Below are 14,999 nucleotides of genomic sequence, written 5' to 3'. Positions count from 1 at the left end.
CCATTAGACGTATCGGCAGGAATTACGCTGCAAAGTCCGATAGAAATCCGTTTTCGTGCAAGACTGGATCATCCCACCATGCCCTATGACATCATCGGCGATATCCATGGGCACGCTGAGCCGCTCAAGGCGCTGCTGACCAAGCTGGGCTATCGCGACACGGCCGGCGCGTGGCGTCATTCCGACCGCACCGCCATCTTCGTCGGCGACTTTGTCGATCGCGGCCCCGGTCAGCTCGAGGTCCTGGGCATTGTCCGGCCGATGATCGACAGCGGGACGGCTTTGGCCGTCATGGGCAATCATGAATTCAACGCCATCGCCTGGGCCATGCCGGATCCCGATGACGACGGCGCCTATCTGCGCCCACGGAACCAAAAGAATCGGCATCAGCATCGCGCCTTTTTGGCTGAGGTCGGCGAGGACTCAGGCCTGCATCAAGAATGGACGGACTGGTTCCTGGGGCTTCCGCTATGGCTGGCGATGCCGAAGTTTCGCGTCGTCCATGCCTGCTGGCATGCGCCCAGCGTCGCGGAGCTGGTGCCTGTCCTCAAACCCGGACATCGTTTGGACCGGGATCTGGTGGTGGCGGCCAGCCGGCGCGGCTCGAAGGTCTACGCGGCCGTCGAGACCCTGCTGAAAGGGCGTGAGGTCACCCTGCCGCCCGGGGTCAGCTTCCACGACAAGGACGGCCACGAACGCCATGAGGTGCGCATCAAGTGGTGGACCAGTCATGCGCGCACCTATCGCGACGCCGCTATGGGCACCGGTGATGCGATCATCCCCGATATCGCCATAACCGACCTCGACGCCGTGAAGGCGCCCGACCGTCCGACCTTTATCGGCCATTATTGGCTGAATGCCGACCACGGTATCGCGCCACTGTCGCCCATGGTGGCCTGCGTCGATTACAGCGTGGCCAAGGGCGGGCCGCTGGTCGCCTATCGCTTCGATGGCGAACCGGTGCTGGATGCCGGGAAGTTCGTCTCGGTGTAGGGTAAGGCGTTGAGGCAAGCTATGCCAACGGCGGTGTTGTTGCCTCTGACCAAAGGGCCCCGCCTACCGCTTCGCGGTCCCCCCTCCCCGCTTCGCAGGGTGGGCGAAGAAAGGTCAGACATCCGGAAGGACCCCAAGAGGGCAACGGATGAACAGGATACGTAAGCCCCCCTCCGTCGCCGACAAGCGGCGCCACGCCACGGGGCGCCCCGCTCCCCCGCAACGCCCTTATGGGCTACGGTGGAGGACTGGCTGATTTTGACTAAAGCTAGGAGATGTGTGGATACGGTAGCCCGGAAAACGAGGCGCGGCCAAGCCGAATTCCGACGACGGCATCTATCTGGCGAGCAACTCTACCATACCGTCCAAAATGATCTTTACCTGGAAAGGACGTAGGGTGGACGGTGGACTGGAACTAATAAAATCATGGATGCGCTGCGCCAGCTCTGGACTTATCGGTCCCCTGTTGCGCGCGGTTGCCATTTCGTCGGCTGAGAATGTCGTGATGCGCGAACAATCCAGAAAACAATCTCTGTCCAGTGCTGCATGGTCTGCGCTGGTCAGAGGCAGCTGGCCTATGCCGTGTCTGGCTGCGTTTGTATTGATCCAGAGAAAGAGGTTTGGCTCAAGGGCAATGCAAACCGTAATCTTGTCCTTGGGTGGCCTGGCAAGCGTCGTATTGACAACAACCACATCGCCAATGCTCACAAGACACCGTAGGCCGCAAATTCCCTGGCCTCTGCTATAATTGCGCCACGAACGTCGTCGTCGCCATCAATCATCAATTCGTAGTCCATCGGGCCGTTTTGATCGGCTTCAAGCCAGGAGCGTTCCTGATGCGTCAGGTTTGACAGGTCATCGAACTTGCGGCCGCGACAAAACTCAATCGCCTCGTTCAAGCATTCAATGTCGCTGGGGGAGAGCTGTTCCGTGTCTGCCACACGTTTGGCGGTGACTTGACGATAGCTTCCCTGGCTAATCGTCAGAGCCGCAACGACCGCCTCCGGGTCGCCGGCCTGGTCCAATTCGCCCTTGATGAAATTATAGATCGTAGACGGCACGGGTCCGTTTGGCATCGCGATAAATGTGTCGGCAACGATCGGTCGGGCATATCTATTAAGGTGCCATTTTTCAGCAAAGAAGAGGACTTTCGACGCATAAAACGACGTAATCCCAGGCCACTGAGACGCTATATGCGTAATGGCTTCAACAGCCTTTTTCTCATTAAACTGAAATCGCAGCATGATATGCCTCTCTGTTGAGGCTCTTTCCTTTTGAGCTATTTGGCCTTTTGACTTATTTGGTTCGCAAATTTTGCAGAACGAAATACGAACTTACAGCACAGATATAGTGTGGTGTGGATAGCTTTCAACACCTTTAACAGAGTCAGCTACCTTTTGAACGGCCCAAAACGCTGTCCGCGCACAAAATTCCAACGCGAGGTTTGGGCGTCACACCTCTTGCAACAGGCTACAGATGCGGAGTGTTAGCCCGCCAAACATCATATTTATAAGGAGTTTTCAAATATTCGCATATGCTGCGAACAAACCGATGGTGCCCAGGAAAGGACTCGAACCTTCACGACTGTTACATCACTGGCACCTGAAGCCAGCGCGTCTACCAATTCCGCCACCTGGGCACTTTATCAGGTCAGCGTATCCGCACTTACGTGCGAAGGCGGCGACCTATAAGTGGAAAGTTTTCGCCGGTCAACGGCTTACATGACGTTTTTGCGCTTTTCCACAGCCGGACCTATTCCAGTCCTACAACAGATCGAGATCGTGGTGCCCTTGCACGGCCCAGCCGATGACGTTTTCCGCATAGGCGCGCATAGCCAGCACCAGGTCATCGGCATTGGCCAGCGGCAGATAGGCGGTGAGCGGAATGGAAGAATAATAGACGGCGCCCAGCCCATAGGCATAGGCGAAGCTGACGATATGCGACGGGTCGCCCGTCGTCTGGACACGCACCACGTCACTGCCCAGGCTGGCGTCCAGCGTGTATCCGTGGCTGGAATAGTAACCCTGATCAAGCGAAGAGTCGTTCAGATGGCCGCCCGGCCCCTGCGCAATCAGGCCGCCGTCATGGACGAAATCGACATTGCGTCCGTCATCGACATTGCGCACGATGTCCTCGCCCGTCAGCCCCGGCAGCAAGCTTTCCGCGCCGTCAACAAAGGCGTCATGGATAATCAGCACCCCGCCGTGCGCAACATAGTCGGCCAGGGCGGGCAAGGCGGCCAGCAATTCGGCGGGATAGCCTTCATTGCTCTGGTTCAGCAGGAAAACAGCGCTGAGGCCCGCCAGGTCGGCACTTCGCAGGTTGTCGAGACTGACCGCGTCGTAACCCAGGTTGTTGATCGGCGCGGCATAGGCCGGGTTATGGCTGCCCGAGCCGATCACGGCTTCGTAATAGCCGACGCTGACGCCCGGCACGGCAAAGCGGAAGTCGCCGTTGTCGACGACGCCGCGATAATCGCCTTTCAGCGCGATCTCGAAATCGGAATGATCGTCGCGCAGATAGGTCCGGTCCGACGCCGCGCTATAGGCGATGCGCAGTTCCGCCGCCGAGGCTGTGCCGGCGGTGAAACCGGTATAGCCCAGCGCCCGCAGGTCGATCTTGTCGATCCCGTGCTCGAAGTCATAGATGATATCGACATCGCCATAGGTGCTGTCGGTCAGTGCGGTATATAGAAAGGTGTCCTGGCCCGCGCCCCCGGTCAAGGCGTCATGTCGCGCACCCCCGATCAGCACGTCATTGCCGTCCTCGCCTTTCAGCGCGTCCAGGCCGTCGCCACCGTACAGATAGTCCCAGCCATCACCTCCGTACAGCTTGTCATCGCCGGCGTCACCGTGCACCTCGTCGTCGCCCTTGCCGCCGTGCATATAATCCTGGTCCGCCCCGCCAAAGAGGGTATCTCTGCCGCTCAGCCCCTGGATGAAATCGTCGCCGTCCTGGCCGTAGATCTCGTCGGCAAACTGCGTGCCGGCCAGCGTGTCATCGTAAATCGTACCCGTATATATGGCCATCTTCCAACCCTCGTCCAGGCGGTGAAAAGGTAAATGCCTACTGTCAGGACAAGTGTTGTCGCCGGTCAGATAAATTTACGATGTGGATTGTGTTTTATAGCCTATGCAACCGTCTGCATGGGTTTCAGGTCGCCCCAGACGGGTCGTCTCCGGCCGAACCGCAGGCCTAACCTGCGCGCTGCAGCTCAGCGCGGTCGATATAGTCATGGAACCGTTGTGCAGCCTCTTCGACGGTCAGGTCACCCGGTAGCTCCAGGCGCAAGGTGTCGTCGCCTTCGAAGCCGCGGCCGTTAAAGCCCTTCTTCCAGGTGTCCATCGTCCAGCGGTCGGTCCATCGGAGAAGCGTGTAATAACCCATCTGCCGGTAGACCTGACGCCATGAGCGTAGCGGCAGGCGCGCCAGAAGTTTGTGGTGGTTGTCCTCCTGAGGTTTTTCCAGGATCAACCTTTGATCCAGTTGAGTCGCGATCGCGGCAACAAAGGCATCGTGGTCGACCAGATCGACAGTCAGGACCGGTTCTATTTGGACCGATGCGCCATTTCTGATCCGGGCGGATTTCGGGAGGTAGGCCCTGCCCTTATGCATATAGACGCAAACCGAATTTACAAAGCCATTGTCATCGACAACCTCGTCATCGGGTGCGCTCGCCGGCCGGCTGTGAAGGCGTGCCGCGGGTTTATCGTCCGGCCGCAACAGCCGCGAACCAAACACCCAGATGGCCGACATTACAGGACCCAGCATAATGCCTTCACACAGGTTGACGTTCGTCGCCCAACCTATGGCCCGTCGATGAGGATGTCGACAACAAACGATGCGCCGGCAGGGCGTGAGCGCAGTTGAAACTGCGTTTCCCCCGCATGAGATGGACAGCGTGTTTCTTTTGTAATACAAAACTGCGCAAAGCAGCGACACGGCTGCACCTGGAAGGAAGCCCGATGATTAAGTGGCCCAAAGTTTCGGCGGCTATTGCGGCCCTTGCCGCCCTGCTCGCCTCACCGGCATTTGCGCAGGACCGTACCCTCCCCGATGCCGCACCGATCGCCGTTCACATCACGGTCGATGCGTCGAAGCCGGTCGGCGACCTGCCGCCGATCTGGCGTTTTTTCGGCGCCGATGAGCCCAACTACGCCACCATGAAGGACGGAAGCAAGCTGATGACGCACCTGGGAGAACTTCGCCCGGGCGCCATCTATTTCCGCGCCCACAACATGCTCAATACCGGCGACGGCACACCTGCCTTCAAATGGGGCAGCACCAATGCCTATACCGAAGACGCCCAGGGCAAGCCCGTCTATGACTGGACCATAACCGACGCCATTATCGACAGCTATATCGCGCGCGGCGTCCACCCGTATCTGCAACTGGGCTTCATGCCCAAGGCCCTGTCGTCGGCGCCGAAGGACATACCGTATCAGCATAGCTGGCAGCCGGGAGCTGGCTACCGGATCGAAGGCGGCTGGAACGCTCCGCCGACCGACTATGCCAAGTGGGAGGAACTGGCCTACCAGTGGACCAAGCACAATCTCGAACGCTATGGCCGCGACGAGGTCGCCACCTGGTATTTCGAAGTGTGGAACGAGCCCAACCTGTCGGTCTATTGGAGCGGCACCCAGGACGAGTTCAACAAGACGCACGACTATGCCATAGCGGGCGTACGTCGCGCCTTCCCCGAGGCCCGCGTCGGCGGTCCGGATGTGGCGGGTTCGGGCGGCGTCTTCATGGACGCCTTCCTGAAACACGTCGTGTCGGGTACCAACTCAGCCACGGGTGAAACCGGTACGCCAACCGATTTCCTAAGCTTCCACGCCAAGGGTTCGCCCGCCGTGGTCGACGGCCATGTCCGCATGGGCATGCAGGCGCAACTGAAGGCCGTCGATTCCGGCTTTGCGAAGATCGCCGCCATTCCTGAGCTCAAATCCAAACCGATCGTCATCGGCGAAAGCGATCCGGAAGGCTGCGCCGCCTGCCCCGGCCCGCAAAACGCCTATCGCAATGGCACCCTGTACGGCAGCTATACCGCCGCCAGCTTTGCTCGTGTTTGGCAGCTGGCCGGGCGCCACGACGTCAAGCTGGATGGCGCCCTGACCTGGGCCTTCGAGTTCGAGGGCCAGCCGTGGTTCGCCGGTTACCGCCAACTGGCGACGAACGGCGTCGACCTGCCGGTGCTCAATGTCTTCCGCCTGTTCGCCAAGCTGGGCCCGACGCAGGTCACCGCTACCTCCGACGCCGAAATCGCGCTCGATGATGTGATGACCAAGGGCGTCACCGCCGCGCCCGATATCGGCGTCCTGGCCACCCGCACACCCCAGGGCCAGGTCGCCGTCCTGGTCTGGCATTATCATGATGACGACGTCGCCGGCCCCGACGCCCTGGTCACGCTGGACCTGAGCGGCCTTGGCAAGTTGAAGAGCCAAACTGCTACCCAATGGCTGGTCGACCGCGACCACGGCAATGCCTTCACCGCCTGGCAAAAGATGGGCAGCCCGCAATCGCCCGACCCGACGCAATATGCTGCCATGGAGACGGCTTCGGTAATGACGCCACAGGCTGTCACGGTGAATTCGGACAAGACAGGCACGGGCGAAATCTCTCTGCGTATCCCGCGCCAGGGCGTCACACTGCTGATTGTCGAATAACCATGTCAGCCGGTGACTATGTCAGCGTCACCATGCGCATCGTCCAGGACCTGGGCATGGGCATCGTCACCGGGCGGTTCAAAGACGTGCCGTTTCCGACCGAACTGGCCCTGTCCGAAACCTATGGCGCTGCCCGCACGGTAACGCGCGAAGCCGTCAAGATGCTGGCCTCGAAGGGCCTGATCCGATCGCGGCCCAAGATCGGCATCCGCATCGAGCCGGAGGAGCGTTGGAACCTGCTCGATCCCGACGTTTTGCGCTGGTTGCTGGAACGCGAGTTTTCGCTCGGCACGCTGATCGACTTCACCGAATTCCGTCTGGGCGTGGAACCCAATGCCGCCCGACTGGCTGCCATCCACGCGACGCCGATCGACAAGGGCGCGATCGCCGAGGCCCTGGCCCGCATGGCCGAAGCCGAACGCCTGGGCGAAGACGGCCTGGCTGCGGACATCGCGTTTCATGTTGCTGTCCTGGCGGCGACGCATAATCCGTTCCATCTGCACATGCGCGACTTTATCGCCACGGCCCTGACCTACAGCATCCGGCGGACCAGCAGCCTGAAGGACCACCACCACGCCTGCGCCGCCGACCATGACGTCGTCGCCCGCGCCATCTTCGACAGCCGCCCAGCCGAGGCGTTTGCGGCCATGCAGGCATTGATCGATAATGTGCTGGTGTTGATGCATCAGGAAGGGTTTGGAACCGCGAATGAACGCAAATAAACGCGAATTTTTCAAGAACCAACGGCGGCCGGGAGCTATCGCTCTTACTGTTCCATCAATCTGCAATAAAGCCAGTCCTCCACCGTAGCCCGCAGGGCGTTACGGGGGAGGTGCCGCCGAAGGCGGCGGAGGGGGCATCTAAAAAATCAAACTTCTACTAGCCTTGCTGCATCGCACTTTATCGGCAGCGTTCAGGGTTCTTCATGCCTGCGGAGTCCCCCCTCCGCCGCTTTCAGCGGCACCTCCCCCGCAAGCGGTGGAGGACTACCTGATATGCAATGAACCAGTATTTGTGAAACTCAAAAGCGCTTTGGTAATCAGCTATACGTCGGCAGGTTCAAGGACACCAGCAGTGCGTGCAAATGCGCCATCGCCTCGTCGCTCGGGCCTGGGTACGCGCCCAGGATCGGCTCTTCCGGCGCCAATCCGGCCACAGCCAGATTGTCCGGCATGCTGTAATAGCCATGGATCATCAGCACACGGAACCACGCAAAGGCATCGCCGGCCTCAACGGGTACACCGGCATAGTTCAACAACCCATCCAAAATCCGCGTCTGGATATCAACGCCGGCACGCACAAATTCCGCGCCCGTCAGCAACCGGCTTTGCGCATCGAGCCACAGGAACAGCCCGATAAAGCCCGGCCGGTCGTCTTGCTGGCTAGGATAGGGCGCACTGATCCACTCGTCGAAGAAGGCGGCGATATCGCACTGCCCTGCCCCTTTCGACAGCTCGTCCGCCGGCAGGATCAGATCGCCTAGCACATTGATCAGCTCACGATGCGCCTTGGCCAGGGTCAATGGCCACGGCGCCTTCGGATTGATCGTGTCCGGATCGGTGCCATAACCAGCACCCGTCAGCGGCGGCAGCTTCACCACCGGCCACAGGGCGATCGGCCCAATCGCCGGCGTCGCAACTTCGGCCATCGCCGGGCGCGCCGATCCGGCCACGGCCGCAGCGGCCAACATCCAGGCTATGGTATCACGCCGCGAAATCGTCATGCCACACTTCCCGTCTTCAGTTCCCGCGCCAGATGCTCGCAGGACCGCATGGCCAGGGCCATGATGGTCAGGGTCAGGTTCTTGTGCGGGTTGGAAGCCAGTATGGCCGCGTCGTGCAGGCGCAGGTTCGGCACGTCCCAGCAACGCTGCCACTGATCCGTGACGGAGCGCGTCGGGTCGGCGCCCATGCGCGCGCTGCCGGCTTCGTGGATGATGCTGCCGCCGACCTTGATCGCCTCTTCCGGTGTCCGGTCGGGCTCAGTGACGATGCCGCCCATGCGGGCGAAGATCGCCTTGGCGGTCGCCTGGCCGTGGGCGATCTGGTTCAGTTCGCCCTTCGTCCATTGCCAGTGGAATTTCAGGACCGGAATGCCGAAACGATCTTTCACGTCGTTATCTATCTCGGCGTAGCAATGCTCATTGGCCACCATCTCGCCGCGCACAGTCAGGTGCAGGGTCGTGCCCTTGGTCCGGCGCACGGCAGCCTTCAGTTCGGGCCCATTGACCTTGGGCAGGTTCCACGTCGCGGTACCCGTGTCCGGCGGACCAAAGCGGCCACCGACCTCGAAATGATAGCCGCGCGGGAAGTCGAGCTGACCGGCCAGTTGTTCCTTGTACAGCCACCACGGAATGTACATGTGGGCGAAATTGATACCGAATTCGTTGTAATAGGGCCGGCCTTCCAGCCCGGGGATTAGCGCTTCGGTGCTGGCCCCGGTGGTGTCGGTCAGGTTGCGCCCGACCTGGCCGCTCGAATTGGCCAGGCCGTTCGGGTGTTCCGGCGTCTTCGAATTGAGCAGCAGGCGCGCGGTTTCACAGGCACTGGCCGCCAGGATCACCGCCCGCGCCTTGACGATATGCCGCCGGCCGGTCTTGCGATCGACATATTCTACGCCCTCCGCGGTATTCTTGGTCGACAGCAGCACGCGTGACACCATGGCGTCGGTGACGATTTTCAGCCGGCCGGTCGCCTTGGCCATGGGCAGCAGAGACGTCGTCGTCTGGAACGCCGCACCGATCGAACAGCCGCGGCCGCAATCGCTGGCATTGAAGCATGCGCTGCGCGGCGCGTCCTTGTCCGGCATGTCGCGCGTCAGCACGGCAGTGTGGGTCGGCACGCACGGAATTCCCAGCGACTTGGCCGCCGCGGCGATCAGCAATTCCGGCACGCGCGGCTTGGGTGCTGGATGCAAGATGCCGGCCGGCGAATCCGGATGGTTTTCGAGATTGAGCTCGCCGCCGCACACCCCGATCAGGCTTTCAACGCGGTCGTAGAAGGGCGAGACGTCATCGTAGGAGATCGGCCAGTCGACGCCGTGGCCATCGCGCGAATAGCCTTTGAAATCATAAGGTCCAAAGCGCGGTACGTGGCGCGCCCAATGGTTGGTGCGCCCGCCCAGCATACGCGCCCGCCACCATTTGTAATCGCTGCCGGCAGCGATCGAATAGGGCTCGCCCGGCACCTGCCAGCCGCCGTCGACGGTGGCGTCGTAATAGCCGAAGGGCTTGTCCGGCGTGCCGCCGCCGCGCAGGGGTGCGTCTTGCGCGGTGCCGAACATGTTCGTTTCGGTGAGCGGATCGTAGTCGCGTCCGGCTTCCAGCATCAGGCAGTTGATACCGGCGCGGCTCAGGACATAGGCCGACATGGCACCGCCGGCGCCCGACCCGACGATGATGACGTCGATGGCCGCGACCTTGGCTGTCTGCGGTTTTGTCCCCTGGCTCGCCATCAACCTTAGATCGACTTCAGATACTTGATGCTCTGGTTGATGCTGTCGAACGGATTGACCGGATTATCATGCTCGACAAAGACAAATTCGACGCCATTCTTGTGCGCCGTCGACAGTACCTTGCGGAAGTCGATCGTGCCCTTGCCGACCGGCGCCATTGAGCCGTCCGTATTCATGTCCTTCAGGTGCAGCATGCGATAACGCGCCGGATCGCGGTTCAGCATGGCGACCGGGTCCTGCTTGCCATGGGTCGCCCAATAGACGTCCAGTTCGAACCACACCAGGCTCGGATCGGTATGGCTGCGGATGATGTCGAAGGGCAGCTTGCCATCTGCCGTCGGGATAAATTCGAAGTCATGATTGTGATAGGCCAGTTTCAGGCCGCGCGCCTTGGCCAGTTCGCCGAGCGCATTCAGCTTGGCGCTGAAGGCTTCCCATTCCTTGCGCTGGTCGTCGGGCAGATAGGGCACGACGGCATAAGAGGCCCCCAAGCTCACCAGATCGTCCATGGCGGCTTCGGCGCGTGTGGTCCAGTCGCCCATATGTCCCGATCGTGCGGTCAGGCCGAGACCGTCAAGCCAGGTCTTGATCTGCGCCGGCGCCAGACCGTTCAGGCCGATCATCTCGACCTGGTCGAAGCCGAGCGCCCGGATCATCTGCAAGGTGCCTAGCGGGTCGGCCTTCCAGGCGTCGCGCACCGTATAGAGCTGGACGCCGATCGGCTTATAGGGCTGACGGGCCACGGCCTTGCGAGCCTTCCTGGCATCGGCGGCGGTGGCCAAAAGACCGGCGGCGGCCAGGCCACCAAACAAAACACGACGTGAGAGGAACGAGTTCATAAGAGCTTCCAATCAAAAAATTAGTCTTAAATAACTCCCGCCTTGACCTGCTTGACGGCGTAGTCGGCCGCCCGCGCCGTAAAGGCCATGAAGGTCAGGGACGGGTTCACGCAGGATGTCGAGGCCATGGCCGCTCCATCGGTGACGAACACATTGGGCGCGTCGTGCAATTGGTTCCAGCCATTGGTCACCGAGGTGCGCGGGTCCTTGCCCATGCACGCCCCGCCCATTTCGTGGATAGCATCGCCCGGAATATGCGGCTTTTCGCTGGCTGCGACATCGACCAGTCCGGCAGCGCGCATCATGCGTTCGCCCTGGATGGCGGCGTCCTTCATCATCTTGCGCTCGTTTTCGCGGAAGGTGACGTTGAACACAGCCAGGGGCACGCCGTAACGGTCGACCTTGGAACCATGCAGGCTCAGCGTATTGTCGATATAGGGCAGGCATTCGGCGAAGACATTGAAGCCGATCGACCACGGGCCGTACTTGCGCAGGCCTTCCTTCATGCCAGCGCCGAAACCCTGGGCCCAGGCCGGAGTACGGTGCGCCCCGCCCTGCGCGCCGTAGCCACGCACGAAGTCGGCGTCGGCGTCCTGGCGGTTATCCATATTGCGGAAGCGCGGAATATAGACGCCCTGCGGCTTGCGGCCAAATTCAATCAGGTCTGCGTGCACGCCGGCCGGCAGGTTGCCCGAAAACACGGTCAGCATGACGTGGTCCATGACGTATTTGCCGAGCTTGCCACTGGTGTCGGCAAAGCTCTTGTCCGAGCCTTCCAGCTTGGAATTGAGCAGAATCTGCACCGACGCCAGGGTCGAGGCGCACAGGAAGACGATGCGCGACCGGTAGACCTTCGGCACCATGGTGTTGGCGTCCATGGTGCGCACGCCGGTCACCCGCTTGGTCTTCGGGTCGTATTCCAGCGACGTCACCACCGTATCGGACAGCAGGGTCAGGTTGCCCGTCGCCCGCGCCGCCGGCAGGGTCACCGCCTGGGTCGAGAAATAGGCGCCGAACGAACAGCCGCGGTTGCACTGCGACCGGTTCTGGCAGCGCGAACGTCCCTGTTCGGGCTTGTCCTCGGTCATGTTGGCGGCGCGCGTCGGGATGACCTTACGGCCCGGAATAGCCGTCTCCAGCTTGTCCTTGAACCAGGTTTCGGCGACATTCATCGGATGCGGCGGCTGGAATTCGCCATCGGGCAGTTGCGGCAGGCCTTCCTTCGATCCCGCGATCCCGGCATAGGATTCGGCGTAGGAATACCAGGGGGCGATGTCGTCATAGCGCACGGGCCAGTCATTGCCGTGGCCATCCTTGGCATTGGCTTCGAAATCCTGCGGACCATAGCGCAGTGACACGCGGCCCCACATGATCGACTTGCCGCCGACAATGCCCGGCCGTACCCAGCGGAAGTCCGTGCTCTCTTCGAAGGCGATGGGGTTGAGGCGGTCGTTGTTGAAATAGTCCTTCACCGCCGACTGGGCCGCGCCGCCATAGCGCGCCATGCGGTAGTCGCGTTCGACGACGGCCGGCGGGGTGTCGCCGCGATAGGGCAGTTCCCACGGCCCCTGGCCCTCGTGCGGATAGTCGACACTGTGCTCGACCATGCGCCCACGGTCCAGCATCAGGACTTTCATGCCCTTTTCGGTCAGTTCCTTGGCCGCCCAGCCGCCGCTGATGCCGGAACCGATGACGATGGCATCGAACTCATAATTGGCACTCATGACGCAAACACCCTTTTGACTTCGGCATAGGGATAGGCGCCGTCATAACGACCGGGCACCGGCAGATAGATGCGCTCGACCGTGCAGCCGATCTCCGAGCTGTAATAGCCGTAGATGACCATCTGGCGCAGATGTTCGAAAAAGTCCGGCGCGATCCCGGGCAGGGTTTTGTCTTGAGCCAGGGTCAGGATGGCGTCCTGGCGCTTGGCGTCTATCTTGCCGAACGGCTTGCCGTAGGTCTTTTGGGCGAAGGCATCGACGTCGTTCATGCCCGTGACGATCAACTCGCGTTCGGCGGGCGTGTGCCAGTCGGCCAGCATCATCTCGATAAAGGCCGGCACACCGGCGGCGATGGCGCCCGGCGTGTCGGTGGTCGGCACGATACGTTCGCTGATGGCGGCCGTCAGGGCGCGCAGGTCGGGCGTGAAGATCGGATGGACAACGTCTAAGCCGTCCTTCGGGCTTATGACGTCGGCCTGCATGGCGCGGGCGACGGGCGCCACCAGCGGCCCAGCAATCATCGCGGCTATGCCGGTGACGATACTGCGGCGATCCAGAAGACTCATGAAGGTTCTCCCTATTTGGCGCTCGATGTGACACGGATATAAGCGATCAAGGCCTTGCGCGTGGCGGGATCAGCCAGGCCGCGATAGGGCATCTTGGTGCCCGGCACGGCCTTGGACGGTCCGGTCAGGAAGGTATCGAGCCCCGCCTCGTCCCAGGTCAGGCCCGAGGCCTTCATCGCCGCGCTGTATTTGAAGGTGGCCGAATGGCTGCCGGCCTTGGTGCCATAGACGCCGTACAGGTTGGGGCCGACACCGTCGCGGCCGTCGGCGGCGATGCTGTGGCAGCCCTTGCATTGTGCGAAGGCGCGTTCACCAACGGCCAGCACGGCGGGATCGACGGGCACGGGCGCCTTTGCGCCGGCCGGGGTCACGGGGGCCGTCAGTCCGATCAGCGTAAAACCCGCCACGGCGCATGCCACCAGGCCCAGGGCCATGGATCGTTTCATATTGGTCTCCTGCCCTGTCGCCGTGGTCTCCGCCACCGGCTGATTTTCGCGTTGGAGGAAGTGATGGCATAATTTGTAATCGATTTCAACAATCATGATCAACACAAATTTAAGACCGATGTAAGCGCTTACAGGCCGCTTTTTACACTAGCCTGTGAAATTTGCATGACAGGTCAGTACCAATCACCTTATGGAGACATAAGGCTGCGCACCGGGGCGTAGCCCGAGTTGAGACGGTCGCAAGGCACTTTATGTCCACCATCCAGGATGTTGCAAAACTGGCGCATGTGTCGACCGCCACGGTTTCGCGCGTCCTGAACGGTTACGAACACGTCTCGCCCGCCGTCGCCGAAAAGGTGCGGCGCGCCGTCGACGAATTGGGTTACGAGCCCAACCAGATGGCCAAGTCGCTGCGCACGTTGAAGACCTCACGCATCGTCGTCACCGTACCCGATATCGCCAACCCGTTCTTTTCGCACATTATCCGCGGCGTCGAAGAAGCCGCCCTGGCCGCCGGCTATACCGTCCTGCTGGGCGATGTCGGCTTTCACGGCGACAGCGAGGAAGCCTATGCCAGCCTGCTGCGCCGCAAGGAGGCTGACGGCCTGATCTTTCTCGGCCATACTCTGCCGACTTCGCTGCAGAACCTGATCGAACGCAAGGGCGCCTCAGCCCCCGTGGTCAATGGCTGCGAGTTCAGCGATACCGTGAACGTCTCTTCGGTCCATATCGACAACAGCCGCGCGGCGCGCGAAGTCATGGATTATCTATATGGCCTGGGCCACCGCCGTATCGGCATCATCACCGGCGACATGCGCAGCCCGATCAGCCGCGACCGCCTGCAGGGCGTACACGACAGCGCCCAAGCCCACGGCTTTGCCGATCAGCTGACGCTCGCCACTGGCGACTATTCGATCGAATCCGGCGCCCAGGTGGCCATAGACCTGATCGCCGCGATGCCGCGCCCGACAGCGATCTTCTGTTTCTCGGACGACATGGCGTTTGGCGTTCTGCACGCCCTGCGCGGCGCCGGCCTGACCTGTCCGGCCGATATGTCGCTGGTCGGTTTCGACGACGCCCGCCTGTCGCGCTTCTCGGCCCCTGCCCTGACGACTGTGCGCCAGCCGATGCGCGAGATCGGCCGCAGATGCGTCGAACTGCTGGTCGACATCATGGACAATGGCGCCACCGAACGGGTCAATCTGACGCTCGGACACGAGCTGGTGGTGCGCGAAAGCACCGCGCCCTTCGCTTAACCTGCGCCTTGAATCACCACCTTGACGAACCTGCCAGCATGTGTAATCGATTACAA

At 61.4% G+C, this 14,999-nt stretch carries 13 protein-coding genes and 1 tRNA gene; 4 read left to right on the top strand and 10 right to left on the bottom strand.

The annotated features are described in order from the left end of the window. Positions 1 to 78 precede the first annotated feature (78 nt). On the top strand, positions 79 to 993 hold the full coding sequence (locus AC1DXO_RS17910; protein ID WP_476979540.1) for a metallophosphoesterase: 915 nt from the start codon (positions 79 to 81) through the stop codon (positions 991 to 993). A 704-nt stretch (positions 994 to 1,697) separates the two neighbouring features. Here AC1DXO_RS17910 and AC1DXO_RS17905 read toward each other — a convergent pair. From AC1DXO_RS17905 to AC1DXO_RS17890, 4 genes are all read right to left on the bottom strand, one after another. Further along, positions 1,698 to 2,237, bottom strand: a complete 540-nt coding sequence (locus tag AC1DXO_RS17905; RefSeq protein WP_476979539.1) for a Panacea domain-containing protein — start codon at positions 2,235 to 2,237, stop codon at positions 1,698 to 1,700. Positions 2,238 to 2,545: 308 nt separating this feature from the next. Continuing rightward, a tRNA-Leu gene (locus AC1DXO_RS17900) sits at positions 2,546 to 2,632 on the bottom strand. Positions 2,633 to 2,756: 124 nt separating this feature from the next. Next, a complete protein-coding gene (locus AC1DXO_RS17895) occupies positions 2,757 to 4,022 on the bottom strand; it encodes a calcium-binding protein (RefSeq protein WP_476979538.1) in 1,266 nt (421 codons plus the stop codon). A 166-nt stretch (positions 4,023 to 4,188) separates the two neighbouring features. After that, positions 4,189 to 4,764, bottom strand: coding sequence for a hypothetical protein (locus tag AC1DXO_RS17890; protein ID WP_476979537.1), 576 nt, complete (start codon positions 4,762 to 4,764; stop codon positions 4,189 to 4,191). 194 nt (positions 4,765 to 4,958) lie between these two features. Here AC1DXO_RS17890 and AC1DXO_RS17885 point away from each other — a divergent pair, with 194 nt between their 5' ends. Together AC1DXO_RS17885 and AC1DXO_RS17880 are read left to right on the top strand one after the other, a co-directional pair. Further along, complete coding sequence (locus AC1DXO_RS17885) at positions 4,959 to 6,659, top strand: GH39 family glycosyl hydrolase (RefSeq protein ID WP_476979536.1); 1,701 nt, start codon at positions 4,959 to 4,961, stop codon at positions 6,657 to 6,659. A 2-nt stretch (positions 6,660 to 6,661) separates the two neighbouring features. Beyond that, positions 6,662 to 7,381, top strand: coding sequence for a FadR/GntR family transcriptional regulator (locus AC1DXO_RS17880; RefSeq protein ID WP_476979535.1), 720 nt, complete (start codon positions 6,662 to 6,664; stop codon positions 7,379 to 7,381). Positions 7,382 to 7,698: 317 nt separating this feature from the next. On the opposite strand, the gene AC1DXO_RS17875 is transcribed toward AC1DXO_RS17880, so the two are convergent. The 6 genes from AC1DXO_RS17875 to AC1DXO_RS17850 are packed head-to-tail and all read right to left on the bottom strand — an operon-like array spanning position 7,699 to position 13,687. Continuing rightward, positions 7,699 to 8,382, bottom strand: a complete 684-nt coding sequence (locus AC1DXO_RS17875; RefSeq protein WP_476979534.1) for a gluconate 2-dehydrogenase subunit 3 family protein — start codon at positions 8,380 to 8,382, stop codon at positions 7,699 to 7,701. Next, positions 8,379 to 10,112 carry a GMC family oxidoreductase gene (locus tag AC1DXO_RS17870; RefSeq protein ID WP_476979533.1) on the bottom strand — a complete coding sequence of 578 codons (1,734 nt, stop codon included), beginning with the start codon at positions 10,110 to 10,112 and terminating at the stop codon, positions 8,379 to 8,381. Before AC1DXO_RS17870 ends, AC1DXO_RS17875 begins: the two co-directional genes overlap by 4 nt. A 5-nt stretch (positions 10,113 to 10,117) precedes the next feature. Next, on the bottom strand, positions 10,118 to 10,951 hold the full coding sequence (locus AC1DXO_RS17865) for a sugar phosphate isomerase/epimerase family protein (RefSeq protein WP_476979532.1): 834 nt from the start codon (positions 10,949 to 10,951) through the stop codon (positions 10,118 to 10,120). A 26-nt stretch (positions 10,952 to 10,977) separates the two neighbouring features. Next, on the bottom strand, positions 10,978 to 12,675 hold the full coding sequence (locus AC1DXO_RS17860) for a GMC oxidoreductase (protein WP_476979531.1): 1,698 nt from the start codon (positions 12,673 to 12,675) through the stop codon (positions 10,978 to 10,980). After that, positions 12,672 to 13,241, bottom strand: coding sequence for a gluconate 2-dehydrogenase subunit 3 family protein (locus tag AC1DXO_RS17855; protein ID WP_476979530.1), 570 nt, complete (start codon positions 13,239 to 13,241; stop codon positions 12,672 to 12,674). Before AC1DXO_RS17855 ends, AC1DXO_RS17860 begins: the two co-directional genes overlap by 4 nt. An 11-nt stretch (positions 13,242 to 13,252) precedes the next feature. Next, complete coding sequence (locus tag AC1DXO_RS17850) at positions 13,253 to 13,687, bottom strand: c-type cytochrome (protein ID WP_476979529.1); 435 nt, start codon at positions 13,685 to 13,687, stop codon at positions 13,253 to 13,255. Between the two features lie 251 nt (positions 13,688 to 13,938). Between AC1DXO_RS17850 and AC1DXO_RS17845 the strand changes: the two genes are divergently transcribed. Then, positions 13,939 to 14,943 carry a LacI family DNA-binding transcriptional regulator gene (locus tag AC1DXO_RS17845; protein WP_476979528.1) on the top strand — a complete coding sequence of 335 codons (1,005 nt, stop codon included), beginning with the start codon at positions 13,939 to 13,941 and terminating at the stop codon, positions 14,941 to 14,943. Positions 14,944 to 14,999 lie beyond the last annotated feature (56 nt).

Source organism: Asticcacaulis sp. P2_C5, from assembly GCF_056404555.1.
This window is presented reverse-complemented; position numbering and strand designations above follow the sequence as displayed.